The organism is Anaerostipes sp. MSJ-23 (genome assembly GCF_018918155.1).
In the GTDB taxonomy this organism is placed as follows: domain Bacteria; phylum Bacillota; class Clostridia; order Lachnospirales; family Lachnospiraceae; genus Anaerostipes.
Genome location: NZ_JAHLPY010000004.1, coordinates 1 through 26,190, shown reverse-complemented (window position 1 = coordinate 26,190; position 26,190 = coordinate 1). Strand labels below are relative to the sequence as shown.

The following is a 26,190-nucleotide window of genomic DNA, read 5'->3' as shown; positions in this document are numbered from 1 at the left end:
ATGGATTACAAAAAAGCAGGCGTAGACATTGAAGCAGGATACAAATCTGTAGAATTAATGAAGGAACACGTAAAAAGAACCATGAGAGAGGAAGTTCTCGGCGGTCTTGGAGGATTCTCCGGAGCATTTTCTTTGAAGAAAATCAAAGAAATGGAAGACCCTGTTTTACTATCAGGAACTGATGGATGCGGAACAAAAGTAAAACTGGCGATGATTCTTGATAAACATGATACCATCGGAATCGATGCTGTTGCAATGTGTGTCAATGATATTGCATGTGCAGGAGGAGAACCTCTTTTCTTCCTTGATTATATTGCCTGTGGAAAGAACTATCCAGAAAAAATTGCTTCTATCGTAAGTGGTGTTGCAGAAGGATGTGTTCAGTCTGACGCCGCATTGATTGGTGGGGAGACAGCAGAACATCCTGGACTGATGCCAGAAGACGAATATGACCTTGCAGGATTTGCTGTTGGTGTTTGTGACCGCAAAGATCTGATCACAGGAGAAAACTTAAAAGACGGAGATATCCTGATTGGTATGGCATCTACAGGAGTTCATAGCAATGGATTTTCTCTGGTAAGAAAAGTTTTTGATATGAGCAAGGAATCTTTAAATACATATCATGAAGAATTAGGAAAAACATTAGGAGAAGCATTGCTTGCACCAACAAGAATCTATGTAAAAGCATTAAAGAGCATCAAAAATGCAGGAATTACCGTAAAAGCATGCAGTCATATTACTGGTGGCGGTTTCTATGAAAACATTCCGCGTATGCTTCCAGAAGGAATCCATGCAGTGGTAGAAAAAGACAGCTATGAAGTACCAGCCATCTTTAAACTCCTTGCCAAAGAAGGAGATATCGCAGAAGAAATGATGTACAACACATTCAACATGGGTCTTGGAATGATCGTTGCAGTTGACAAAGAAGATGTTGACAAAACAATGGAAGCGATCAAAGCAGCCGGAGATACACCATATGTCGTAGGACATATCAAAGCCGGAGAAAAAGGAGTTACCTTATGCTAAAACTGGCCGTACTTGTATCCGGAGGAGGAACCAACCTTCAGGCGATCATTGATTCGATCGAATCAGGAAAAATTACAAATGCTAAGATCGATATCGTAATTAGCAATAATAAAAATGCCTATGCTCTGGAACGTGCAGAAAAACATGGAATTGAGGCGCTTGGTCTTTCTCCAAAAGATTTTGATACAAGAGAGGAATTCAATGAAGCGTTATATGAAGAATTGGTGAAACGAAAGGTTGATTTGATTGTATTAGCAGGATGTCTTGTTGTGATTCCAGAAAAGATTATCCAAGAATTTGAAAATCGCATCATCAACATTCATCCATCTTTGATTCCATCCTTTTGTGGAACCGGTTATTATGGGTTAAAAGTTCATGAAAAGGCACTTGAACGAGGAGTAAAAGTCTCTGGAGCAACTGTACATTTCGTAGATAAAGGAACCGATACCGGACCGATCATCAATCAAAAAGCGGTTTATATCAAACAAGATGATACCCCGCAAACACTTCAAAGAAGAATTATGGAACAGGCAGAATGGAAGATCCTTCCAAAAGCCATCGATGATATCGCCAATGGAAGAATTAAGGTAGAAAACGGAAAGGTCATTGATCTTTCCGGAGGAATTCAGTGAGAAAAACAAAAAAGCAAAAAATAAGAGCAGGGCTTTTGAGTCTTGCTCTGGTATTTACTCTGACAGGATGTGGTCATGAACAAGCAAAAAAAGCAGTGACAAAGACCACAAAGGTAAAAAAACAGACGACAACGACCGCCCAGGAGAAGCCAAAAAATACCAAGGCTTTCAAAGCAGTGAAAACGGCCATCCGTATTTATAAAGAACATCCAAAATATAGTCAGGCAAAGCGAATGCAGGAAGGGTATATAGACTGCAGCGCTTATGTATGGAAATGCTGGAAGGCAGCAGGTATTCCTTTTGGAGAATCATCTTATGCGCCAACGGCTGCGGAAATTGCCAGATGGTGCGAAGAAAACCATTGTCTGATTTCTGAAGAAAAAGCCAAAAATCATCTGGAGCCGGGAGATCTGATTTTTTACACAAACAAAAGAGGAAATAATGGACGTTTTAGAAACATTGCCCATGTATCCATCTACATTGGGAATGAGAAAATGCTTCATGCAGATGGAGCCCCTCCAGCTTATGGGAATCCATGGTATCGGAAGGTTGCAGCTGTAGGAAGACCAGCCAGATAAGATAACAGAAAGGAAGAAAGAATGAAAGTTTTAATCGTAGGAAGCGGCGGAAGAGAACATGCAATTGCATGGGCAGTTGCACAGAGCCCGAGAGTAGAAAAAATCTATTGTGCACCGGGAAATGCAGGAATTGCAGAATATGCAGAATGTGTAAACATTGGAGCAATGGAATTTGATGCATTGGTTGCATTTGCCAAAGAACACGACATCGACTTAACGATCATTGGAATGGATGATCCATTGGTTGGCGGAGTTGTCGATGCTTTTGAAGCAGAAGGATTAAGAGTTTTCGGGCCAAGAAAAAATGCGGCAATCATCGAAGGATCCAAAGCATTTTCAAAAGATCTGATGAAAAAGTACAACATTCCAACCGCAGCATATGAAACCTTCACAGATCCAAAGGAAGCGATCGCTTATCTGGAAACTGCTAAGATGCCAATCGTATTAAAAGCCGATGGACTGGCACTTGGAAAAGGTGTCCTGATTTGCAATACACTGGAAGAAGCAAAAGAAGGTGTAAAAACTTTAATGCTTGATAAACAGTTCGGAGATGCAGGAGATGAGATCGTGATCGAAGAATTTATGACAGGACGTGAAGTATCGGTTCTTGCTTTCTGTGATGGAAAAACCATCAAATGTATGACATCTGCTCAGGATCATAAACGTGCAAAAGACGGAGACAAAGGACTGAATACGGGAGGAATGGGAACCTTCTCTCCAAGTCCATTCTATACAAAAGAAGTCGAAGATTTCTGTGAAAAACATGTTTACCAGCCAACCATCGACGCAATGGCAGCGGAAGGAAGACCGTTTACCGGAATTCTCTTTACGGGATTAATGTTAACAGAAGATGGACCAAAAGTACTGGAATATAATGCTCGTTTTGGAGATCCAGAGGCACAGGTTGTCCTTCCACGAATGAAAAACGACATCACAGAAGTTATGGAAGCTTGTATTGATGGAAAACTTAACGATATCAATCTGGAATTTGAAGATAATGCAGCCGTTTGCGTCGTATTAGCTTCTGATGGATATCCAGAAAAATATGACAAAGGCTTTGAAATCAAAGGGCTGGATACTTTCAAAGAGAAAGAAGGATATTATGTCTTCCATGCCGGAACAAAATTCCATGATGGAAAAATTGTTACAAACGGAGGACGTGTCCTTGGTGTGGTAGCCAAAGGAAATGATTTAAAAGAAGCCAGAGCCAACGCTTACAAAGCAACAGACTGGATCGATTTTGAAAACAAATATAAGAGAAATGATATCGGAAAAGCCATTGACGAGGCTTAAAGATGATTGTATGATAAATAAAAAATAAAATCATAGGGGGTGAAACAAACATTGTAGGTAAAATCATAAATTTGCAATGTCTGTTTCGCCTATTTTTTTGTGTGATAAGAGAGACAAAAATTGTCATTAAAGGCATATAGTTAATAAAAAATTAACAAATGAAATAATTGCTTAATGATTTAGAAGATGTTATACTAAAAAAGGAAGGGATGAAAGAAGAGGAAACAAAAAACTCCTGATAATCATATTGATAAATTGCATAAAAAATGGTATGTTAGTATGTAGTCTTACAAAGGGGTTGTAAGATTTTTTATATGAATAGGCATGATTCCTATGATATAAGAAAGATAGAGGGTAGGAAATATTGGGGAAATCCTCTTTTTTACAAAAAAATATAAGTGAAAAGAGAGAATTGTATGTATAGAAAAGATTCCAATCGATGGCTGAAGCATTTGGATTTTATTATTTTGGATATGTTTTGTCTGCAGTTTGCATTTATACTGTCTTATGCGTTAAGCGGATATGGATTTTGTCCTTATCAGCATTTGTTATATCGCAATATGGCCGTGTTTGTTGAACTTGCAGATCTTGTTGTGCTTTTTTTATTTGGAACACTGAAAGGTGTCTTAAAAAAAGATTCTTATCAAGATTTTATTGTAACACTGCAGCATAGTATCATTGTAGGTGCAGTGTCTGTTCTGTATTTATTTTTTCTTCAGGAAGGCCAAGATTATTCAAGACAGGCATTCATATACATGGTCATAATGTATATGATCCTTACTTACGTTGTCAGAGAATTACATAAGAGATTTTTGCGAAGAAAAATGGTAGATGGTGATGGAGATCGTTCGCTTTTGATTGCGGTAACCAAAGATATCGCTGAGAGTGTCGTTGAGAATATGCAAAAGCATAATTATGCAAGATATGTACTTTCTGGTATTGCAATTATAGATGAGGATATGATCGGAGAAGAGATCAAAGGAATCAAGGTGGTTGCAGATGGAGAAACTGCACCAAACTATATTTGTCAGGAATGGATTGATGAAGTGTTAATTGTCACTTCGGGCGATGTTCCATATCCGAAAGAGTTAATTGACCAGTTTACAGAGACAGGAGTAACCGTACATTTAAATCTTGCAAAGATTACAAATATACCAGGGAAAAAACAATTTATTGAAAAAATTGGAAATTACACCGTCTTAACAACGAGTATTAATTTCGCTTCGTCAAGAGAACTTTTTTTGAAGCGGCTGATGGATATTGTTGCAGGAATTGTTGGATGTATTTTGACAGGAATTATTTTTATTTTTGTTGCGCCGGCAATTTATATTAGTTCTCCAGGGCCTATTTTCTTTTCGCAGGAACGTGTTGGGAAAAACGGAAGAAAATTTAAAATGTATAAGTTCCGAAGCATGTATTTAGATGCAGAAGAGAGAAAAGCGGAACTAATGGAACAGAATAAACTTGGCGATGGAAAAATGTTTAAAATGGATTTTGATCCGCGTGTCATCGGAAATAAAATATTACCAGATGGTAAGAGAAAAACAGGTGTTGGTGACTTTATCCGGCGGACAAGTCTGGATGAATTTCCACAGTTTTTTAATGTATTAAAAGGGGATATGTCAATTGTCGGGACAAGACCTCCTCTGGTTTCAGAAACCGACCTATATGAACCACATCATTGGGCGAGAATGGCAATTAAGCCTGGAATCACTGGAATGTGGCAGGTCAGCGGCCGCAGTGATATTACCGATTTTGAGGAAGTTGTAAGGTTGGACAAGCAGTACATTAGCGAGTGGAGTATTGAATTAGATATAAAAATTCTTTTAAAGACAGTATTAGTTGTGTTTAGAAAGGATGGATCCATATAAATAAAATATGGTAGAAAGGAAGCGAATATATGAAGGTTTGTTTTGTGGCTTCATCAGGAGGACACTGGGAAGAAATTATGTGTTTAAAAGAAATTGCAGATGAAAATGACACATGTTACGTTACAGAAGGGGGAGGACAATCCGAAGATTGCAATTTGGAAGATTTATATGTTTTCCCGCAAATTAACAGAAGTGAAAAAGGATTTTTCAAACATTTTATCAAATTATTTTTTGATGCAAGAAAAGTTTTAAAAAAGGAGCGGCCGGACGTACTTGTAACAACAGGAGCATTATTGGCCTTTCCATTTTGTCTGCTTGCAAAATGCAAAGGAATCAAGATTGTTTATATCGAATCGTTTGCCAGGGTAAATAATGGATCTTTGACAGGAAAACTTGTGTATCCTTTTGCAGATCTTTTTCTTGTTCAGTGGGAATCGCTGTTAAAGGTTTATCCAAAAGCGAAATATGTAGGAGGAATTTTCTGAGGGAGAAGTAAATGATTTATGTAGCAGTAGGAACACAAAAATTTCCATTTAACAGATTATTACAGAAGTTAGACCAGTATATTGAAGAAGGGCTCATTGATGAACCTATTTTTGCGCAGGTTGGAAGCAGTACTTATAAACCGAAGCATTATCAATATAAAGACTTTTTAACAAAAGAAAAATTTACAGAATATGTTGAGCAGTGTGATCTTCTAATCACACATAGCGGAGTCGCTACGATTATGCTTGGCCTGAAATGCAAAAAGCCTGTCATTGTAATACCGCGTCTTACCAAACATGGGGAGCATGTGGATGATCATCAGGTTCAGATCGCGGAGACGTTTGCAGAAAAAAATTATGTTCTGCAGTGTGGAGAAGAAGATAATTTGGCAGATTTGATTGTGGAAGCAAGGAAGCACCATTTTGATCATTATGTTTCACAGAAGCAGCAGGTTGTTGATACTGTGAGAAATTATCTAAATACCATCGAAGAAAAAAAGGGATAAGTGTATGAATTCGAAAATAAAAATTGGCATGATTGCATTAGATCTGGACCGGACTGGGATTAGTACGGTCATTATGAATTGTTGCCGAAACATCGATCGAGCAAAATTTGACATTGATTTGCTGGTTGGGGATCGTGTGGTTTCGGAATATATTGAGGAATGCAAAGAGCTTGGAGTGGAAGTAATAGAACTTCCATTGAAACATAGAGATTCCAAAGGTTACTATATGGGATTACTTAAGGTTTTAAAAGCAAAAAAATATGATATTGTCCATGTTCATGGAAATAGTGCGATGGTGACACCAGATTTGTTCCTTGCATTTCTTGCAGGAACCAAGGCAAGAGTTGTACATAGCCATAATACGACATGTGATCATATCACAATGCACAAAATGTTAAGTCCGATTTTTCATCGATTATATAAAAAAGGAATTGCGTGCAGTACACCAGCAGGAGAATGGATGTTTGGAAATCGTCCATTTGAAGTATTGCCAAATGGGATTCAAACAGAGCATTATCGTTATGATGAGAAAAAAAGACAGGAATTCCGTAAGAGACTTGGCGTGACGGATGAATTTTTACTTGGACATATTGCGCAGTATACGGTTCAAAAAAACCATCCATTTCTTTTGAAAGCCTTTGAAGAAATTGCCAAAGAACATGAAAATGTCAAGCTTCTTCTTGTCGGAAGCGGACCGAATTTTGATGAAATCATGCAGAAAATTGAACAGCATCCATATAAAGAAAGAATCATTGTTCTCGGGGATTCTTCAGAAATTGATTTTGTATATAATGCCATCGATGCTTTTGTACTGCCATCGTTGTTTGAAGGACTTCCATTGGTTCTTGTGGAAGCACAGGCAGCAGGACTTACCTGTCTTGTTTCCGATAAGGTTGCCAGAGAATCTGATATGTCTGGAAACATTGAATTTGTGACCATTGATTCTGCAAAAGCGTGGGAGCAGGCGGTCGCAAAAGAAATGAGTAAGAAAAAAGAAGACCGAGAAAAAAAATCACAAAAGGCAAGAGAATGTATTATAAAAAATAAATATGATGTTCAAAGCAGCGTTTTAAGATTACAGGAAATTTATGAAGATTTGCTGTCATAGACTGAAAACAGAAAAAAGAACTCTTGTAGAAAGCAATGAATTGATGTAAGATTTTATGGAGGAAGTAAAATTTCAATGAAAGAGAACAGGATACCAAAAACAATACATTACTGCTGGTTTGGAGGAAAACCATTACCGGCAGATGTTGAAAAATGCATTCGAACATGGAAAAAGATGTGTCCGGATTATGAAATCAAACGATGGGATGAATCCAATGTTCCAATTGAAGAATTTCCGTTTGCAAAAGCTGCTTATGATGCAAAAGCATGGGCATTTGTATCTGATTTTGTGCGGCTGAAAGTTATATACGAACATGGCGGAATCTATCTTGATACCGATGTAGAAGTTGTAAAAAGTCTGGATCCTATGTTAAAATATTCCTGCTTCCTTGCAAGACAGCAAAGCGGGGAAGTCAATACAGGGCTTGGATTTGGGGCAGAAAAGGGAAATTCTGTCATTCAGGCAATGCTTGGTGAATATGAAAAGACGACCTTTGAACAGGAGAAGATGGAAGAGCTGGCTTGTCCGATCCTAAATACAAACGTATTAAAAGAACAGGGATTTACAAAAACAGCAGAGCCAGAATTGCTGAATAATGTCATGGTCCTTTCTCCGGAATATATGGATCCATATTCTTCAGGGAGTCAAGTGGCGAATTTGTTTTGTGATAAAACAATTTCGATTCACCATTATAGTGCGACATGGACATCAGGGTCACAGAGAACAAAGCGAAAAATCGCTCGTCTGATAGGAGAGGACAAAATTCTTTGGATCAAGAAAAAGATTTCAAAATTTAGATAAGTTGATGAGGGAAGTAAAAATGAACGAGATGATAGGGCAAGGGCTGAGTTATAAGAATTATAAGAACGCTTTAAAAAAAAGATTTTATAATGGAGTGATGATGATACTTTTGATCATTCCATTTTTTCGGCCGGACTTTATATCTGAAATGCTGAGTGATTCATGGGTAAATACCATATTTACGATATGGAGAATCGCAGCTTTTCTTTTTGTATTTGGAAAATATGTAAAAGACTTTTTGAAAAAACCAACCATTGATTTTGGTTTAATCATTATTTGTATTTATGAGGCACTGTTATTATATTCCAGTGTCAAAAATCAGGAAATGATCGGAGAGCGAGTCGTTGATATTGCAAACTTTTTAGGAATTTACTTTATTTACATCCGTTATGGAAAGCAATATCCAAAATTGTTTATCAAGATGAATTTTTACTTCTTTTCGCTGATGATATGGCTAAATGCCATCTTAACGGTCATCTTTCCACATGGATTAAACCATGCCACAGACAACAGTGCACGAGTTAATTTCCTTGGAAAAGATAATACGATCACGCTGATCTTTATTCTTACGATTGTATTTTGCGTGTTATATCATAATATCTTCCCAAGAGGAATTGGACCATTCCTTACAACTGCGGTTATTTTTGTGATGCAGATGTATTATGAATCTGGTTCCGGAGTTGTAGCAACCTTATTGATTATTTTATATTTATGCTTCGCATCCGAGAGAAAGTTTGTTAATAAATTATTAAATGTCAATCTTTTGTTTGTTGTTTATATGATACTGGAAGTCATCATTGTATTCTTAAACCAGATTTCCTTTATGAAGCCGCTGTTTCAGATCCTGAATAAGGCATCAACATTTACTGACCGTCGTTATTATTGGAACACAGCGATTGCACAGTTGCTTCGCTGCCCAATCTTTGGACAGGGAAGTGGAATCACTTATTTATGGAATAACAACTATTATTCCCATAACTCTTTCCTTGATATCTTGTTAAAAGGCGGAATTGTCGGAGCTGTTTTATGGTGTATTATGATTCTTGTTGTAATGAACCGATTAAAATTAAAAGAGAATCTAAGAATCAAGGGATTTATGGTATGTTGTTTCTTCGGATTCTTATTGGTTGGTCTGATGGAAGGATTAGAAGACCGTATCGCATTCAATGCATTCCTTGCATTAGTTCCAACATTGAATATGATGGAAGAGTCAGATGTTTTAAGAAACAAACTGATCAATGCAGGAATTAAAGTAAAAACAAATATCAAAATTGTTGCGAAACATAAAGATGAAAAGGATAAGAAACCAAAGAAAAAACATAAACAGAAAAAGATTAGTGTTCGTAAAAGGAGGTAAACAGCGTGTTTTATATAATCGATGATATTATGCTGCCAGGGAAAACGGCAGGTTCTAAGGCAAGAAGAGATATTAATTTCTTTTTAAAACCAGAAAAAGAAGTTTTCTTATTCCAGCATGACCAAAAAGGGATTGCACAGATGGAAATTAAAAGCAATCAGCGCAAGGTCATCAAGGAAGTCAAAGAAGACGATGTCGTTTTGATTCATTGGCCATTATATCTTCGTAAGCCATTCAATGGAACAGAATGGATCTCTAAGGTCAAAGGATTTAAAATTGCAGTGATTCATGATATTAACAGCCTGAGAGATCAGGAAAGCGCTGAACTTGTACAAAAGGAAGTAGCGGGACTAAATCGTTTCCAGGTAGTGATTGTACATAATAAAAAAATGAAGCAGTGGCTTTTGGAACATGGATTGACAACACGGATGGTAGTCCTTGGAGTTTTTGATTATAAAGGCGAAACTGATGCAATCCCAGAACGAACTTTCCAGAAAAAAGAGAAGTATGAAGTGGTCGTTGCAGGAAACCTGGCAAAAGAAAAAGCCGGTTATATTTATCGCTCTGAAAAAGCAGATGCGTATTGTATCAATGCTTATGGAGTCAATTATGAACAAAACGATAATGTTAATTATAAAGGAAGTTTTGAAGCAGATGAGCTCCCAGAAAAGCTGGAAGGAGACTTTGGCCTTGTATGGGACGGGCAGTCTGCAAAAGAGTGTGAAGGAAACACAGGAAATTATTTAAGATATAACAATCCGCATAAAGTCTCTCTCTACATTCGAAGCAATCTCCCGATCATTATCTGGGAACAAGCAGCATTAGCTTCTTTTGTCAAAGAACATGAAATCGGATTTACGATCCGCCATTTTGATGAAATTAGTGAAAAATTAAGTCAGATAACAGAAGAACAGTACAACCGCTATCTTAAAAATTTAGAAAAGCTTGCCAAAGAAACCGAAGAAGGCGCCTATATTAAAAAAGCATTCAAAGAAGCAGTCAGCTTCTTTCAAAAATAAACGCCAAACTGGAAGGAAATAAAAATGTCAGAGAAAAAAACACATTCGGTAAAATACAATTTTATTATGAACAGTATCTTAAAAATGTCCTCTTTCATTTTCCCACTGATCACCTTTCCTTATGTTACCCGTGTGCTTGGTGCAAAAGGAATCGGTCAGGTGAACTTTGCCAGTGCCTTTGTTGGATATTTTTCCATGGCAGCGATGCTTGGAATCCCGACCTATGGAATTCGTGTATGCGCACAATGTCGTGATAACCGAGAAAAATTGAGCCGGACCGTACAGGAATTACTGATCATTAGTTCCATTACAACTGTGATTGCTTATATCGTTATGGCGATCCTTGTTTTTGAAATTCCAACGCTGCAGGGAAGGACCGCGATTATTTACCTGTCTTCTACAATGATCCTTCTGACAACGATCGGAATGGAATGGTTTTATCAGGCGGTAGAGGAATATGGCTATATTACTTATCGAAACCTTGCGTTCAAGGCGTTGTCCGTGATTCTGATGTTCTTATTCATCCATCAAAGGGAAGATTACATTTTGTATGCAGGGGTTAACGTTGTCGGAACCGTTGGATCGAATATTCTAAATTTTATTCGGATTCGAAAATATATCATATGCAAACCAGTCAGGCCATATGATTTTCGAAGACATCTGAAACCCATTATGGTCTTTTTCATGTTTTCGGTAGCAACAACGATTTATACAAGCCTTGACACCGTCATGCTTGGATTTATGACCAATGATGTGCAGACAGGATATTATGCAGCAGCAACAAAGATGAAAAACCTCTTAGTCAGCCTTGTAACGGCACTTGGAACGGTCCTGTTACCAAGAGCTTCCTATTATATAGAGAATGATATGAAAGAGGAGTTTCGAAGAATCATTAAAAAAGCGTTTCAATTTGTGATTGTCTCTGCACTGCCATTAACAGTTTTTTGTATGTTTGAGGCAAAAGATACGATTGGATTTTTAGCAGGAAGCGGCTTCTTAAAGGCAACACCAGCCATGATTATCATTACACCGACGATTTTCTTTATTGGACTGAGTAATATTACTGGTATGCAGATTTTAATTCCTCTTGGTCTGGAAACCTGTACGGTATTGTCGACCGTTGCAGGGGCGATCGTTGATCTGATCCTAAATGTGATCTTTATTCCAAAGATTGGAGCAGCTGGAGCAGCACTTGGAACAGCAGTCGCAGAAGCTGTTGTACTCCTTGTACAGATTCTACAAATGAAAATGAAAAATAAACTCCATTATGTAAAGGTAAATTGGAAAGACGCTGGAAAAGTTGTTTTGGCATTGATCTTTGCATCTGCAGGATTAATTGCAATCAAGATGTTAGTTGGAGCTCATGGCTATTTCTTAAACTTACTAATTTCAGCTTGTATTTTCTTTGGAATTTATGGAATTCTTCTTCTCATTACAAAAGAAGAACTAATTGTACAAATTTTTGAACAATTTAAAGAACGAAGTCCTTTATAAAAAAATCACGATGCCTGATATGTTCATCATATCAGGCATTTGTTTTTTTTATAACAAATGGAAGGGCTTTTATGACATTTGATATCCACGAAAAAAACAGAGACAAAAAAGTAAATTCTATGATTTATAAAAAAATAGAGACATTTTCTGTCATGAATCTATGAGAAATGGCAAATTTATGTAAAATTCCTTGATCTTTCAATTAGGAAATGCTATTTTAGTATACGTGATAAATAAAAGTGGGATTTTTTTAGGATTATAAAATAGGGGTAAAAATAAATAAAAATCTTATAGCTCTTCTTTTCATCATAAGAATAAGAGCTTTTTCTATATTTATCTGAAAAAATAAAGGGAAAGAGAGAAATTTATGTATCGAAAAGAATCAGGTGGATGGTTAAAACACTATGATTTCATCTTATTGGACATGATCTGTCTGCAAGTTGCTTTTGTGCTTGCCTATGCTTTCAGCGGCTATGGGTGGAATCCTTATGGAACATTGCTTTATCGAAACACAGCAATTTTCCTTGAATTAGCGGATGTTGTTGTTATATTTTCCTTTGATACATTAAAAAATGTATTAAAAAGAGGGAGATATCGTGATTTTGTCATTACCGTGCAACATTCGGTGATTGTAGGAGCGATTACGATCTTATATCTGTTCCTGATCCAGGAAGGACAGGAATATTCCAGACTTTCTTTTATTCTCATGATCTTCTTGTATATCGGACTGACTTATCTAGTGAGAGAATTTCGCAAAGCCATTTTGAAAAAAGAAATGGAAGAGGGAAAAGATTGTTCCCTAATGATTATTACGACCAAGGACATTGCAGAAAATGTTGTGAGAAATATGCAGGAACACAACTATGCAAGATATATGATCCATGGGGTCGCTGTTATTGACAGTGATATGATTGGACAGGAAATCTGCGGAGTACCGGTTGTTGCAAACGAAGAAAGTGCACCGATGTATATCTGTCAGGAATGGATTGATGAAGTGCTGGTTGTTACCTCTGGTCTTGATTCTTATCCACAGGAACTGCTGGATCAGTTGATGGAAACCGGAGTTACCGTTCATCTGACACTTGCCAAGGTCGATAACGTACCAGGAAAAAAACAATTAGTAGAAAGAGTCGGAAATTATACCGTGCTTACGACAAGTATGAATTATGCATCGACAAGGGCACTGCTGATGAAACGACTGATGGATATCGCAGCAGGAATTGTCGGATGTATCTTAACCGGTATTATTTTCGTTTTTGTTGCGCCTGCCATTTACATAGCATCTCCCGGGCCGATTTTCTTCTCACAAGAACGTGTCGGAAAAAATGGGAAAAAATTTAAGATGTATAAATTCCGAAGTATGTATATGGATGCTGAGGAACGCAAGGCAGAATTGATGGCACAAAATAAGCTAGGCGATGCAAAGATGTTTAAAATGGATTTTGATCCTCGAGTAATCGGAAATAAGATTCTGCCAGATGGCAGTCATAAAACCGGAATCGGAGACTTTATCCGAAGAACCAGTTTGGATGAATTCCCTCAGTTCTTTAATGTATTAAAAGGTGATATGTCGATCGTTGGAACAAGACCACCCCTTATTTCAGAAACAAACTTATATGAATTGCATCACAGAGCCAGACTTGCAATTAAGCCTGGAATTACAGGGATGTGGCAGGTCAGCGGACGAAGTGATATTACCGATTTTGAGGAAGTCGTAAGACTGGATAAAGAATATATCAACAACTGGAACCTTGGACTTGATATTAAAATCTTGTTTAAGACGGTTCTGATTGTATTTAAAAAAGAAGGTTCGATGTAGAGAAAATATGAAAAAGGGAGTATCAATGCAGAAAAAAACAAGAAAATTGCGAATTGCGATGATTGGGCATAAAGTTGTTCCATCCAGACGAGGAGGAATTGAGCTTGTATTAACGACTATGTGTCCGCTGATGGTAAAACAAGGACATGAAGTTACCTGTTTTAACCGTTCAGGAGATAAAGTAGAACATGAGTATGTAAAAACAGTAAAAAAAGATAAGTACAAGGGCGTACGGTTAAAAAGAGTTCTTACAATTAATAAAAGAGGACTTGCAGCAATGACGTCCTCTTTTTCTGCTGCTATTCATGCAGCTCTTGGGAAATATGATATTGTTCATTTTCATGCAGAAGGGCCGTGTGCAGCACTTTGGATTCCAAAACTTTTTCGAAAAAGATGTATTGTTACAATTCATGGATTAGACTGGGCCAGAGATAAATGGAAATCAGGATTAGGATCAAAATATATTAAATTTGGTGAAAAAGTTGCTGTAAAATATGCAGATGAAATTATTGTATTAAGTAAAGGCGTTCAAGATTATTTTAAGCAAACTTATGGAAGAGATACTATTTTAATACCAAATGGAGTATCGAAGCCAAAGAAATTAGAGGCAAATCTTATTACAGAAAAATTTGGCTTAAAAAAAAGACGATTATATATGTTCTCTTTCTAGATTAACAGAAGAAAAAGGAATTCATTATTTAATAGAAGCTTATAAACAATTGGATACCGATAAGAAACTAGTAATTGCAGGAGATACAAGTGATACCGATGACTACGTTCAAAGACTGAAAAAATTAGCAGGAAATGATCCTAATATTATATTTACAGGATTTGTATCTGGGAAACTTTTAAATGAAATTTATAGTAATGCTTATATTTATGTATTGCCATCAAACTTAGAAGGAATGCCATTGAGTCTATTAGAAGCAATGAGTTTTGGAAATGCAGTTATTGGATCAGATATTGCTGAGATAGCGGATGTTGTAGAAGATAAAGCAGTTCTATTTAGGAAAAGTGATGTAGATGACTTAAAAGAAAAACTTCAAATGATTTGTGATAATAAAGATCTTGCTCAAAAATATAAAGCAGAAGCAACAGAATTTATTTGTAAAAAATATAATTGGAATGATGTGGTAAATCAGACATTAAAGTTGTATAAAAAAGGGAGAAAATCAGATGAAAGTTTTAATGATAAACAAATTTCTGTATCCTAATGGTGGATCAGAAACATATATCTTCAAATTGGGAGAATATTTAGAAAAACAGGGACATAAAGTAGAGTTCTTTGGTATGGAACATGAAGGAAGATGTGTAGGAAATAGTGCAGATGCTTATACATCAGATATGGATTTTCATGGGGGAAATAAACTTGCAAAGTTAACATATCCATTAAAAACAATCTATTCCAAAGAAGCAAGAACAAAGATCAGACAGGTACTGGATGATTTTCAGCCAGATGTGTGTCACATCAATAATTTTAACTATCAATTGACACCAAGTATTATTGTAGAAATCCAGAAATGGAGAAAACAGACAGGAAAGAACTGTAGAATCGTATTTACAGCACATGACTATCAGCTTGTCTGTCCAAACCATATGTGTAACAATCCAAACACACACGAAAACTGTGAAAAATGTTTAGGTGGACATTTCTTAAATTGTACAAAAGGAAAATGTATCCATGGAAGCACTGCTAAGAGTGCAGTTGGAACGATGGAAGCAGAGTTCTGGAAATTAAAAGGAACTTACAAATATATTGATGTAATGATCTGTTGCAGTCATTTTATGAAAGAAAAGTTAGACAGTAATCCATTGTTTGCAAAGAAAACAATCGCATTACATAACTTTATTGATAAAGTAGAATGGAAAAATACAGAGAAAAAAGACTATATTCTGTATTTTGGACGATTCTCTGAAGAAAAAGGAATTGGAACTTTAATTAATGTATGTGAGTCATTACCAGATGTTCCATTTATTTTTGCTGGAACTGGTCCATTAGAAGATCAAATTGAAGGAATTCCAAACATTAAGAATGTCGGATTTCAGACAGGAGAAGACTTAGAAAAACTGATCAGAGAAGCAAGATTTTCTATTTATCCATCTGAATGGTATGAAAACTGCCCATTCTCAGTGATGGAATCACAGATGTATGGAACTCCAGTATTAGGAGCGAACATTGGTGGAATTCCAGAGCTGATTCAGGAAGGAAAAACAGGAGAATTATTTGAAAGTGCAGATACAGCGGATCTGAAAGAAAAGATCCAACATCTGTGGGAAGATAAGGAATTAACAGCTTCTTATACAGAAAATTGTAAAAATATTAGTTTTGATACGATCGATGAGTATTATGAGAAGTTGATGAAGATTTATACAGGAAGAGTTCGAGGCAATCGAGCAGCAAATAAACAAAAAGGGAAGTTGAGTGAAAAAAATATGAGTAAAGATAAGAAAGTTAAGAAATTAAATGGTACAGTTATTGTTACATATCGTTGTAACGCAAGATGTAATATGTGTAATCGTTACAAGAAACCATCTACACCAGATGAAGAAATTAGCTTAGAAACAATTAAGAAGTTACCACCAATGTACTTTACAAACATTACTGGTGGAGAACCATTTATCCGTACAGACTTAAAAGATGTTGTACGTGAATTACAGAAAAAATCCGATCGTATCGTTATTTCAACAAATGGTTTCTTTACAGATCGCATTGTAGATCTGTGTAAAGAGTTTCCTAATGTCGGAATTCGTATTTCTATCGAAGGATTAGAAGAAACAAATAACAAGATCCGTGGATTAGAAAATGGATTTCAGCGTGGATATACAACATTAAAGAAATTAAGACAGATGGGTATGAAAGACGTTGGATTTGGTATGACAGTACAGGATGCAAACTGTAAAGACTTAGTACCACTTTATAAGATTTCCGATAAGATGGGAATGGAATTTGCAACGGCTTCCTTACATAACAGTTTTTACTTTGTAGAAGCAAAGAATATCATCAAAAACCGTCCAATGGTTGCAAAACAGTTTGAAAACTTAGTAAATGAACTGTTAAACAGCAATTCACCAAAGAAATGGTTCCGTGCTTACTTTAACCATGGACTGATCAACTATATTTATGGACAGAAGAGATTACTTCCATGTGATATGAGTTTTGATACATTCTTTATCGATCCATATGGTGATGTTATGCCATGTAACGGAACAAAAGATAAAGAAGTTATGGGTAACTTAAATGAACAGAGCTGGAATGAATTATGGAATAGCAAAGAAGCAGAAGAAGTTCGTAAGAAAGTTCGTTGCTGTGATCGTGACTGTTGGATGATCGGTTCCGTATCACCTGCGATGCATAAGTATATTTGGGTTCCTGCTCTTTGGGTTGTGAAACATAAATTCTTACGTTTCTTTAAGAAGAAAAAATATAGCATGTATGAGAATAAGATTGTTCGTGATTATAAGAAGGGAATTGTTACAAAGGAAGAATTGGATAAGTGCTCTACATGTGATATGTGTGCAACAATCAATGATGGATTGTCTGCGGCTTCTAAGGAGCAGTTAGTTGGTAAGAGTGGAGAAGAAATTGTGGATGCGGATATTGCGGCACAGATGGAGAAGTAGAAGATGAAAAGACAGTATAATATTGCGGTAGCAGGAACAGGATATGTAGGATTAAGTATAGCAACATTGTTGAGCCAAAATCACAATGTTACGGCTGTAGATATCGTGTCAGAGAAAGTTGATTTAATTAATCAAAGAAAATCACCAATACAAGATGAGTATATTGAAAAATATTTAAAAGAGAAAAAATTAAATTTGAAAGCAACATTAGATGCAGATGATGCATATAAACATGCAGATTTTGTTGTTATTGCGGCACCGACTAATTATGATAGTGCAACTCAGCATTTTGATACAAGTGCAGTGGAAGCTGTAATTAGTTTGGTTAAAAAGAATAATCCGGATGCAATTATGGTAATTAAATCTACGATTCCAGTAGGGTATACAGCAGAAATTAGAAAAAAAATGGATTGTGAAAATATCATTTTTAGTCCAGAATTTTTAAGAGAATCAAAGGCTTTATATGACAATTTGTATCCAAGTAGAATTATTGTAGGAACAGATTTAAACGATGATAAATTAGTGAAAGCAGCACATGTATTTGCAGAATTATTGCAGGAAGGTGCAATAAAAGAGGACATTGATACTTTATTTATGGGATTTACAGAAGCTGAGGCAGTCAAGTTATTTGCTAATACATATTTAGCATTAAGAGTTAGCTATTTTAATGAATTAGATACTTATTGTGAAAGTAAGAATTTAGATACAAAACAGATTATTAATGGGGTTTGCTTGGATCCTAGAATTGGAAATCATTATAATAATCCTTCATTTGGATATGGTGGTTACTGTTTACCTAAGGATACAAAACAGCTTTTAGCTAATTACGCAGATGTACCACAGAATATGATGAGTGCAATTGTAGAAAGTAATAAGACAAGAAAAGACTTTATTGCAGATCAAGTATTAAAGATGGCAGGATACTATAATTATTCTGAAGCTAATAATTATTCTAGTCAACAAGAAAAATCATGTATAATAGGAATTTTTCGCTTGACAATGAAAAGTAATTCTGACAATTTTAGACAAAGTAGTATTCAGGGTGTAATGAAGAGAGTAAAAGCAAAAGGTGCTACGATTATTATTTATGAACCAACATTGGAAAATGGAAGTACTTTTTTTGGAAGTGAAGTTGTAAACGATTTAAATAGATTTAAGAAACAGTGCAATGCCATAATTGCTAACAGATACGATGATTGTTTAGATGATGTATCTGAAAAAGTGTATACAAGGGATATTTTTGGGCGAGATTAAGAGGTGTTATATGAGGATATTGATTATTCGAAATTTTCCTAGTTATATGGATGTTAAAAATAATACATATAATATACAGGAAGTAGGGCTTGCAAAAGCATTGGTAAGAAAAGGCCATATTTGTGATATTATATTTTGGACTGATAAGGAAGAAAAAGATGTAGATATTCAAGTTGATGAGGATAAATCAATCAGAGTTTTTTATAGACATGGAAAAACCTTATTAAAAAATACAATTTATAATGGATGTGAAGAGTTGTTTGAGAAATATGATATTTTACAACCATGTGAATATAATCAAATGCAAGCGTGGATTTTAGCAAAAAAATATCCTCAAAAAACAATAATTTATCATGGACCATACTTTTCAAAATTTAATAAAAGATATAATAAAATGTGTAAAATTTTTGATATGTTTTTTTTGAAAAAATATATCAAAAATGAAACCAAATTTATGGTGAAAAGTAAATTGGCAAAAGAATTTTTATGTAATAAAGGTATAAAAGAGGAAAATGTTTCAGTAGTGGGTGTAGGAATTGATACGGAAATGTTATCTAGCCGGAATGATAATGAAGAACCAGATAGCGAACTTTATAGGAATATGTGTGCTAATGAAAATAAGTTGAAATTATTATACATCGGTAGGTTTGAGGAAAGAAGAAATATACCATTTATTCTTAAAGTTTATGCTGAAGTATTAAAAAGAAATAATAATGTAGTTCTTTATATGATTGGCGATGGTGATCAGTCATATAAAGACATGGTATGGGCGCTGGCAGAAAAATTAGATATAAGAGATAAGATTGTATATCAACAGAAAATGGAACAAAAATATTTATCAAAAATATATGCACTTGCTGATATATTTTTATTGCCAACAGAATATGAAATTTTTGGTATGGTTTTGTTGGAAGCAATGTATTATAAAAATGTTGTGTTGACAACAGAAAATGGTGGATCAAGTACGTTAATTAATGATAATAATGGAGTGGTTATTGAAAAGAATAATGTAAACGCATGGGTAAATGAAATTATCGATGTTTATGAGGATAAGAAAAATCTAGCCATTATTTCACAAAATGCATATGAAAGTATAAAGAAAAATTTTACTTGGGATAGAATAGTAGAAAAAATTATAGAAAATTATAAAAATATAAGTAGGTGAGAATAATTGATAAAGAGAGAATCAATAAAAAAAATAGGAATTTGGATATTGCTATTTTTTTCATTAACAGTAGATTTTAGAATTACGATATTTAAAAATACGTATGTTGCATATATATTTGCTATTTTTGGATTGATGTGTTTATTATATGGTTCATATACAAAAATTAAAGTTAGTCAGAGATTGTCATTTATTTTATGGTGTTTTGCAGCAATATTTGTAATCGTATCTTTGGATTTAGGGCAGATAATAGGATTTTTTGTAGGTTTGATTCTTTTATATTGTTATTATCAAAGTGGTGGGGCAAAAGAGTATACAGTTAGAGTTATATTTTTTTATGGAGTTTTTTATGCCTTTTTTACTTTTTTCTTTTATTTTAATCCTAGTATTTATGTGAATATTGTTGTACCAAAATTTGCAGATTATGCTCGGCAAACAGCGTTAAATATGATAACAACACATTGTTATCCTGGATTAACAGCACATTATAGTACAAACGGAATTTATTTAGCAATGGGTATAGGAGCAATTTATTCCATTTACTTGTCGAATTCTTTAACGAAAGTAAAAAAGAGATTTGTAATATTAGCAATGGCATTTGTTTTAGGAGCATTACTATTAACGGGAAAAAGAGCACACTTAGTGTTTTCGATTGCAAGTTGTTTTATTGTATATTGGATTAGTAATAAAGAACAAAAAGGTAATAGATTATTAAAAATAATTTTAATAGCAATAATTATTAGCGTTGTGTTCGAATTTGCAGTTAATTTAATGCCAGCATTATCAAATACTTTTCAACGGTTTGAGGAAGCAACAGAATCAGGAGATATGTTAATGGGAAGAAATGTGATGTATGTTGCATCATGGAAAAAGTTTTTGGAAAATCCCATATTTGGTTGCGGATGGAAAAACATGTCAAAAATAGTAGGCCATGATTCACATAATATATATCTTCAATTGTTAGCAGAAACGGGTATAGTTGGTTTTGTATTATTTGTTGGGCTAATATTATATGGTGTGATTACGGCAACAAAAGTGTTAAATGTATATGCGGATAATAAGTCTAAATATGTAGGTAAAGATGGTATTTTGCTATATTTTGCATCATTTTATGTATATTTTTTTACTATTTATGGAATGACAGGAAATCCGTTATATGATGAGCAGACTTTTAATTTATTTATGATTTCATATGGAGCAATTCTTTTTTATCAAAAAAGAATAAAGAATAATTATATAGTGTAGGAGAAAAAAATGTTTAAAATAGCATATATAATTCCGTATTTTGGAAGAATGCCGATTGGTTTTAAAGCATGGTTAGCGACATGTAAAACAAATAAGACAGTAGATTGGCTATTATTTACAGATGATAGATCAAATTATGATTATCCAGAAAATGTCAAAGTATATTACACAACATTTGAAAAAATGAAAGCTCGTTTTCAAGAGAATTTTGAGTTTGAAATATATTTAGATCGTCCATGGAAAATATGTGAGTATAGACCTGCATTTGGCGAAATTTTTAAAGAAGAATTAAAAAATTATGACTTTTGGGGTCATTGTGATATGGACATGATCTGGGGTGATATAAGAAAATTTTTGACAGATGATCTCTTAGGTAACTATGAAAAAATTGGATTTCAGGGACATTCAACATTGTATAGAAATAATGATGAAGTCAATTCTAGATATAAAACTATAGTTCCTAATAAAATAAATTATAAAGAAGCATTTACAAATGAAAAAGGATATTGTTTTGATGAAGTTGGAATTTGTGATATATATGATTATCTAAAAATTCCGTATTTTAGAGAAACAAATTTTGCACATTTAGATATGTTTGAAACAAGTTTCTTCTTAGGGCATTTGCCACAAAGTGATGATTATAAGAATAAATATCAGATATTTGTTTGGGAGAATGGGAAATTACAAAGAAAGTATCTGAAAGACAAAAAAATATATACAGAAGAATATATGTACTTACATTTCTTCTGTAGGCCGATGAAATATAAAGCAAATTCTTATGAAGAAGGAAAATCCCTTGTAATTTATCCAGATGTATTGGAAAATAAAGATAAAGTAATTGATTATAAATATATAAAAAAACATGGACATTGTTCAGCATTACATTTTTATTTAAGTGTGGCGTATCAAAGAAGAAAAAAGCTAACTCCTAAAAAAGTTTTAAAGGCTGTGAAAACAAAAATTAGAAATAAAAAAGAAAGAAAAAATTCGAAAAATGCAATTAGGTCAGAGAAGATTAAATAAGATTAGGAGTATATAAATATGATTGCAAATTTATTTTATTTTTTTGTCAGTAAAGAAGATGAAAAAAGTAACATAAAAATTTTAAAAAATAAGATAGTAAGAAAAATGGGATCCTATCTCATACCAATATTATATAGGATGTTTCCGTTAAAAAAGAAAAAAATAAATAATAGTGCAATAGTTACATTGACAACATATGGGGTAAGAGCAGAAGGGGTATGGATTACAATAGAAAGTTTAATGAGGCAGAAAAAATATAATTGCCAAGTTATACTTTGGTTGTCAGAAGATGAGTTTTCAAAAACACATTTACCTAAAAATATAAAAAAATTACAAAAATGCGGGCTTAAAGTGGAGTTTTGTAAAGATATAAAATCATATAAAAAGATATATTATTGTGCGAAACAATATATGGACAGAGATTTGATAACTGTAGATGATGATTGTATTTATTCAAGTGATTTTTTGCAACAATTATTAGATGAAAGTAAAAAATATTCAAATACTGTGTGCTGCTATAGAGCAAATAAAATGGAAATAAAAAATGGAAGTATATTACCATATGCTAAATGGGAAAATGCAGATAAATATAGTTTAATTCCAAGAAAGGATCTTGTTGCAACAGGATGTGGGGGAGTTTTATACCCAAAAGGATTTTTTAGAGAAGAGGATCTTGTAGATTTAGAATTTTACAAAGTAGCTCCGTTTACAGATGATTTATGGCTAAAAATTTTAGAAATTAAAAATGATTACAAAGTTTGCCAAATAGTGAAGAACTATGTAGGATGGATAGCTGTTAAGGGAACTAAGGAAACTGCATTGTATAATAAGAATGTTGGTGAAAATAAAAATGATTTTTATCTGAGAAAACTTATTGAATTTTATAAAATTGATATGGAAAAATATTTAGAGAGTTAACAGGGAATTGTATTTTGAGAAGAAAGAAAAGGTAAAATATGAGAAAAGTATATACAATAACATTTCATAATGCATTGAATTATGGTGCAATATTACAGTGCGTAGCATTGTATAAAAAAGTATCAGCTTATACAGAATGTGAGCTTATAGATTATAAGGCACCTGTAATTGAAAATAGATATAAGATATTTAGAAAAGGGGCTTCTATTAAAGATATTTTAAAATCATGTTTACTTAGGAACAGAACATTGAAAAAGAGAAAATTATTTCAGAATTTTTTGGAAGAAAATTGTAAGTTAACAGAAAGTTATTATAATTATAAAGAACTTGAAAAAGCTAAATGGAATAATGAATCTGTATTTATTGTGGGTAGTGACCAAGTATGGAATACAGATTTAACAAATGATGATTTAGCATATAAATTAAAATTTGTACCTCAAGATGCAATAAAACTGTCCTATGCTGCAAGTATTGGAAAATCAATGAATGAGGAACAAGGAAAAGCATTAGTAGAAAGTATCAATGATTTTGATGATATTTCTGTAAGAGAGAGTTCGGCAGTAAATTTTTTGCAAACTATGGGAGCTGAAGTGCATCAAAATATTGATCCCGTGTTTTTATTGTCTACAAATGAATGGAATCAAATAACTAGAAGTATTAATATACCGAAAGAAAAATATATATTAGTTTATATTTTGCAAAAATCAGATAAATTAATGCAAAAAGTTGAAGAATATGCAAAGAAAATGAATATGAAAATATATATTATTTCGACAGGTTTAAAAAGAGAATATAAAGCAGAGTATATAGACTCTTGTGGACCTAAAGAGTTTGTACAATATTTTGCAAATGCAAATACTGTTTTTACAAATTCTTTTCATGGAATTTCATTTTCTATATTGTATAATAAGAATTTCTTTTATGAGTTACAAGGTGAGCAAAAGGGAAAAGCAAGTAGAAACAGTCGATTAAATGATATTATTGGTAAATTCAATTTAGAAAATAGAAATTTGGCCAAATATGAGAGTGTTCCATTAAAAGTAGAAACAGATTACAATAAGATTAATAAAGAAATTGAAAAAGAAAAAAAAGTATCAGTTGATTATATTATGGAATATCTCAATTAAAAAGACAGTACTTTTGGAGAAATGAAATGTATAAGAAATTTAAAAAAATTATAAATATGTACTTGAATTTACCAATACAAGTCAAGGCTAGTTTATGGTTTGTAATGAGTACGGTATTATTAAAAGGAATTGCATTCATTACAGTGCCAATTTTTACAAGAATAATGGATACAACTCAATATGGAATATATAATGTATATTTGACTTGGTATGAAATGTTTACAATTATTGGAACATTTGGACTTGAATCATGTGCATATGTTAGTGCATTAACCAAATTTAATGAAAAGGATAAAAATGAAGCTCAAGCATCATTATTAGAATTATCATGGGTATTAACATCAATTCTGTTTGTTGTTTTTTGCATATTGGGTGATAAAATATCAACAATATTGGGATTACCTAAGAATTTGTTATTATTAATGTGCTTGCAAATTTATTTTGTCCCAGCAGTTAATTTTTGGTCAATGAGGAATAGATTTCAATATAAGTATAAAAGTTTAGTTTTTGTTTCTGTTTCAATGGCGATATTTAATGCATTGTTGGGTATTGTTTTTGTAATGAATTTTGGAATGAAAGATCAAGCTTTAGGACGCGTAATATCTATAGTTGCAGTACAGATAATATATGGTATTGTTTTATTGTATAAGTTATTAAAAAATGGTAAATTTATTTTTTCAATTAAATACTGGAAATGGGCTTTAGAATTACATCTTCCATTATTACCACATACATTATCGCTGAAAGTACTAGCTGGTGCAGATAAGGTAATGATTAATGCAATAATTGGTGCTACTGCAACAGCATTATACAGTGTATCATATTCAGTTGCTGTAGTAGTAAATTTGATTAAAACAAGTATTGTAGATGCATTAAGACCATGGCTGTATATAAATTTAAAAGAAAAAAACACTAATAATATAAAAGAAGTTATAAATGGTATTTTAATGTTAGTTACATTATTGACGTTAGTGTTTGTAGCTTTTGCACCAGAAATTATAAAAATTGCAGCACCTGCAAATTATTATGAAGCAATTTACTGTATGCCACCAGTAATGATTAGTTCGTTTTTTACATTTTTATATAGTGTTTTTTCTATTGTTGAAATGTATTATGAAGAAACGAAAAAAATTATGATTGCATCTATTGTAGCAGCAGTTTTAAATGTGCTATTAAATGCTGTATTTATTAAAATTTTTGGATATATTGCAGCTGCATTTACTACATTGGTATGTTATATAGTTTTATCAATAACGCATTATATTCTTGCAAATAGTGTATTAAAGAAAAATGGAGTTTTAGAACCACTATTTGATAAGAAAACTATAATTTCAATTAGTGTTGGATTAATTGGATTAATGTTTGTTTTTGAATATGTATATGAGTATATGTTATTAAGATATGTTATATTAATAATCATGGTTATTATTTTATATGTAAAGAAAGCATATTTTATAAACTTAATAAAAACAATTAAAGATAAATAAGGAAGAATAAAATAAATGGAAATTGACAAAGGAAGAAGAAAAGAGGAGCATTTTGAGAGCAGAGCAGATAATATTGATATATTAAAATCAATATGTGCATTTTTTATTGTTTGTATTCATATCCCTTTTCCTGGAGAAGGAGGAAATTATTTTACTGTACTTACAAGAATAGCTGTTCCAATAACAGGTTATTTTTATTTAGACACATTAAAAAGACAGAGAGAAAAAAAGCAAATATATAATGGTTCAGTTGTCAAGACAAAAATCTAAGACTTTTATAATGAACTGATAGGTTGATAAGTTACTGTATCTGTAGAAACGTAAGTTAGATGTACTAGTTCCCTTCACAGATAATTAAGCT

The 26,190-nt window shown here is 33.4% G+C and carries 22 protein-coding genes and 2 pseudogenes; all 24 read left to right on the top strand.

Going from position 1 to position 26,190, the window contains the following annotated elements:
- Positions 1-1,026 carry a phosphoribosylformylglycinamidine cyclo-ligase gene (purM, locus tag KQI71_RS04710; RefSeq protein ID WP_216434568.1) on the top strand — a complete coding sequence of 342 codons (1,026 nt, stop codon included), beginning with the start codon at positions 1-3 and terminating at the stop codon, positions 1,024-1,026.
- Positions 1,020-1,658, top strand: a complete 639-nt coding sequence (gene purN, locus KQI71_RS04705; protein WP_216434567.1) for a phosphoribosylglycinamide formyltransferase — start codon at positions 1,020-1,022, stop codon at positions 1,656-1,658. Before purM ends, purN begins: the two co-directional genes overlap by 7 nt.
- Positions 1,655-2,236, top strand: coding sequence for a C40 family peptidase (locus tag KQI71_RS12810; RefSeq protein WP_216434565.1), 582 nt, complete (start codon positions 1,655-1,657; stop codon positions 2,234-2,236). The genes purN and KQI71_RS12810 overlap by 4 nt, the downstream gene beginning before the upstream one ends.
- A gap of 21 nt (positions 2,237-2,257) precedes the next feature.
- Complete coding sequence (purD, locus tag KQI71_RS04695; RefSeq protein ID WP_216434563.1) at positions 2,258-3,529, top strand: phosphoribosylamine--glycine ligase; 1,272 nt, start codon at positions 2,258-2,260, stop codon at positions 3,527-3,529.
- Between the two features lie 416 nt (positions 3,530-3,945).
- The gene (locus KQI71_RS04690) at positions 3,946-5,400 is read left to right on the top strand and encodes a sugar transferase (RefSeq protein WP_216434561.1); all 1,455 of its coding nucleotides are present in this window, start codon (positions 3,946-3,948) and stop codon (positions 5,398-5,400) included.
- Positions 5,401-5,429: 29 nt separating this feature from the next.
- A complete protein-coding gene (gene pssD, locus KQI71_RS04685) occupies positions 5,430-5,885 on the top strand; it encodes a PssD/Cps14F family polysaccharide biosynthesis glycosyltransferase (RefSeq protein ID WP_216434559.1) in 456 nt (151 codons plus the stop codon).
- Between the two features lie 11 nt (positions 5,886-5,896).
- Positions 5,897-6,391: a PssE/Cps14G family polysaccharide biosynthesis glycosyltransferase gene (pssE, locus tag KQI71_RS04680; protein WP_216434557.1), complete on the top strand. Its 495-nt coding sequence runs from the start codon at positions 5,897-5,899 to the stop codon at positions 6,389-6,391.
- Positions 6,392-6,395: 4 nt separating this feature from the next.
- Positions 6,396-7,499: a glycosyltransferase gene (locus KQI71_RS04675; protein ID WP_216434555.1), complete on the top strand. Its 1,104-nt coding sequence runs from the start codon at positions 6,396-6,398 to the stop codon at positions 7,497-7,499.
- A 75-nt stretch (positions 7,500-7,574) separates the two neighbouring features.
- Complete coding sequence (locus KQI71_RS04670) at positions 7,575-8,300, top strand: glycosyltransferase family 32 protein (RefSeq protein ID WP_216434554.1); 726 nt, start codon at positions 7,575-7,577, stop codon at positions 8,298-8,300.
- 19 nt (positions 8,301-8,319) lie between these two features.
- Positions 8,320-9,657 (top strand): O-antigen ligase family protein, encoded by a 1,338-nt coding sequence (locus tag KQI71_RS04665; RefSeq protein WP_216434552.1) that lies wholly within the window; start codon positions 8,320-8,322, stop codon positions 9,655-9,657.
- A 5-nt stretch (positions 9,658-9,662) separates the two neighbouring features.
- A complete protein-coding gene (locus tag KQI71_RS04660; protein WP_216434550.1) occupies positions 9,663-10,676 on the top strand; it encodes a hypothetical protein in 1,014 nt (337 codons plus the stop codon).
- Between the two features lie 24 nt (positions 10,677-10,700).
- The gene (locus KQI71_RS04655; RefSeq protein ID WP_216434548.1) at positions 10,701-12,170 is read left to right on the top strand and encodes an oligosaccharide flippase family protein; all 1,470 of its coding nucleotides are present in this window, start codon (positions 10,701-10,703) and stop codon (positions 12,168-12,170) included.
- 367 nt (positions 12,171-12,537) lie between these two features.
- Positions 12,538-13,989, top strand: a complete 1,452-nt coding sequence (locus KQI71_RS04650) for a sugar transferase (RefSeq protein ID WP_216434546.1) — start codon at positions 12,538-12,540, stop codon at positions 13,987-13,989.
- Positions 13,990-13,996: 7 nt separating this feature from the next.
- A pseudogene (locus tag KQI71_RS12965) lies at positions 13,997-15,203 on the top strand (glycosyltransferase family 4 protein).
- Positions 15,166-16,293, top strand: a pseudogene (locus tag KQI71_RS12960) (glycosyltransferase); the annotation flags it as partial. The pseudogenes KQI71_RS12965 and KQI71_RS12960, both read left to right, overlap by 38 nt.
- A 129-nt stretch (positions 16,294-16,422) precedes the next feature.
- Entirely contained in the window at positions 16,423-17,610 is a 1,188-nt protein-coding gene (locus KQI71_RS12955) for a radical SAM protein (RefSeq protein WP_253287942.1), read from the top strand.
- A gap of 3 nt (positions 17,611-17,613) precedes the next feature.
- On the top strand, positions 17,614-18,864 hold the full coding sequence (locus KQI71_RS04635; RefSeq protein WP_216434542.1) for a nucleotide sugar dehydrogenase: 1,251 nt from the start codon (positions 17,614-17,616) through the stop codon (positions 18,862-18,864).
- A gap of 10 nt (positions 18,865-18,874) precedes the next feature.
- Positions 18,875-20,029 (top strand): glycosyltransferase family 4 protein, encoded by a 1,155-nt coding sequence (locus KQI71_RS04630; protein ID WP_216434539.1) that lies wholly within the window; start codon positions 18,875-18,877, stop codon positions 20,027-20,029.
- A gap of 6 nt (positions 20,030-20,035) precedes the next feature.
- Positions 20,036-21,274 (top strand): O-antigen ligase family protein, encoded by a 1,239-nt coding sequence (locus KQI71_RS04625; protein ID WP_216434537.1) that lies wholly within the window; start codon positions 20,036-20,038, stop codon positions 21,272-21,274.
- Between the two features lie 9 nt (positions 21,275-21,283).
- Positions 21,284-22,297 carry a DUF6625 family protein gene (locus tag KQI71_RS04620; RefSeq protein ID WP_216434535.1) on the top strand — a complete coding sequence of 338 codons (1,014 nt, stop codon included), beginning with the start codon at positions 21,284-21,286 and terminating at the stop codon, positions 22,295-22,297.
- Positions 22,298-22,315: 18 nt separating this feature from the next.
- Positions 22,316-23,215 carry a hypothetical protein gene (locus KQI71_RS04615; RefSeq protein WP_216434533.1) on the top strand — a complete coding sequence of 300 codons (900 nt, stop codon included), beginning with the start codon at positions 22,316-22,318 and terminating at the stop codon, positions 23,213-23,215.
- A gap of 38 nt (positions 23,216-23,253) precedes the next feature.
- Positions 23,254-24,342 carry a polysaccharide pyruvyl transferase family protein gene (locus KQI71_RS04610; RefSeq protein WP_216434532.1) on the top strand — a complete coding sequence of 363 codons (1,089 nt, stop codon included), beginning with the start codon at positions 23,254-23,256 and terminating at the stop codon, positions 24,340-24,342.
- Between the two features lie 26 nt (positions 24,343-24,368).
- A complete protein-coding gene (locus KQI71_RS04605; protein WP_216434530.1) occupies positions 24,369-25,829 on the top strand; it encodes a lipopolysaccharide biosynthesis protein in 1,461 nt (486 codons plus the stop codon).
- Positions 25,830-25,844: 15 nt separating this feature from the next.
- Positions 25,845-26,099, top strand: a complete 255-nt coding sequence (locus KQI71_RS04600) for a hypothetical protein (RefSeq protein WP_216434528.1) — start codon at positions 25,845-25,847, stop codon at positions 26,097-26,099.
- Positions 26,100-26,190: the final 91 nt, after the last annotated feature.

Bases quoted from the DNA above. Each gene is read 5' to 3' on its own strand.
- purD (WP_216434563.1), top strand. From the start codon at position 2,258: ATGAAAGTTTTAATCGTAGGAAGCGGCGGAAGAGAACATGCAATTGCA.
- KQI71_RS04635 (WP_216434542.1), top strand. From the start codon at position 17,614: ATGAAAAGACAGTATAATATTGCGGTAGCAGGAACAGGATATGTAGGA.
- KQI71_RS04620 (WP_216434535.1), top strand. From the start codon at position 21,284: ATGTTTAAAATAGCATATATAATTCCGTATTTTGGAAGAATGCCGATT.
- KQI71_RS04650 (WP_216434546.1), top strand. From the start codon at position 12,538: ATGTATCGAAAAGAATCAGGTGGATGGTTAAAACACTATGATTTCATC.
- purN (WP_216434567.1), top strand. From the start codon at position 1,020: ATGCTAAAACTGGCCGTACTTGTATCCGGAGGAGGAACCAACCTTCAG.
- KQI71_RS04665 (WP_216434552.1), top strand. From the start codon at position 8,320: ATGAACGAGATGATAGGGCAAGGGCTGAGTTATAAGAATTATAAGAAC.
- purM (WP_216434568.1), top strand. From the start codon at position 1: ATGGATTACAAAAAAGCAGGCGTAGACATTGAAGCAGGATACAAATCT.
- KQI71_RS04600 (WP_216434528.1), top strand. From the start codon at position 25,845: ATGGAAATTGACAAAGGAAGAAGAAAAGAGGAGCATTTTGAGAGCAGA.
- KQI71_RS04690 (WP_216434561.1), top strand. From the start codon at position 3,946: ATGTATAGAAAAGATTCCAATCGATGGCTGAAGCATTTGGATTTTATT.
- pssD (WP_216434559.1), top strand. From the start codon at position 5,430: ATGAAGGTTTGTTTTGTGGCTTCATCAGGAGGACACTGGGAAGAAATT.
- KQI71_RS04630 (WP_216434539.1), top strand. From the start codon at position 18,875: ATGAGGATATTGATTATTCGAAATTTTCCTAGTTATATGGATGTTAAA.
- KQI71_RS04615 (WP_216434533.1), top strand. From the start codon at position 22,316: ATGATTGCAAATTTATTTTATTTTTTTGTCAGTAAAGAAGATGAAAAA.
- KQI71_RS04675 (WP_216434555.1), top strand. From the start codon at position 6,396: ATGAATTCGAAAATAAAAATTGGCATGATTGCATTAGATCTGGACCGG.
- KQI71_RS12955 (WP_253287942.1), top strand. From the start codon at position 16,423: ATGAGTAAAGATAAGAAAGTTAAGAAATTAAATGGTACAGTTATTGTT.
- pssE (WP_216434557.1), top strand. From the start codon at position 5,897: ATGATTTATGTAGCAGTAGGAACACAAAAATTTCCATTTAACAGATTA.
- KQI71_RS04670 (WP_216434554.1), top strand. From the start codon at position 7,575: ATGAAAGAGAACAGGATACCAAAAACAATACATTACTGCTGGTTTGGA.
- KQI71_RS04610 (WP_216434532.1), top strand. From the start codon at position 23,254: ATGAGAAAAGTATATACAATAACATTTCATAATGCATTGAATTATGGT.
- KQI71_RS04655 (WP_216434548.1), top strand. From the start codon at position 10,701: ATGTCAGAGAAAAAAACACATTCGGTAAAATACAATTTTATTATGAAC.
- KQI71_RS04605 (WP_216434530.1), top strand. From the start codon at position 24,369: ATGTATAAGAAATTTAAAAAAATTATAAATATGTACTTGAATTTACCA.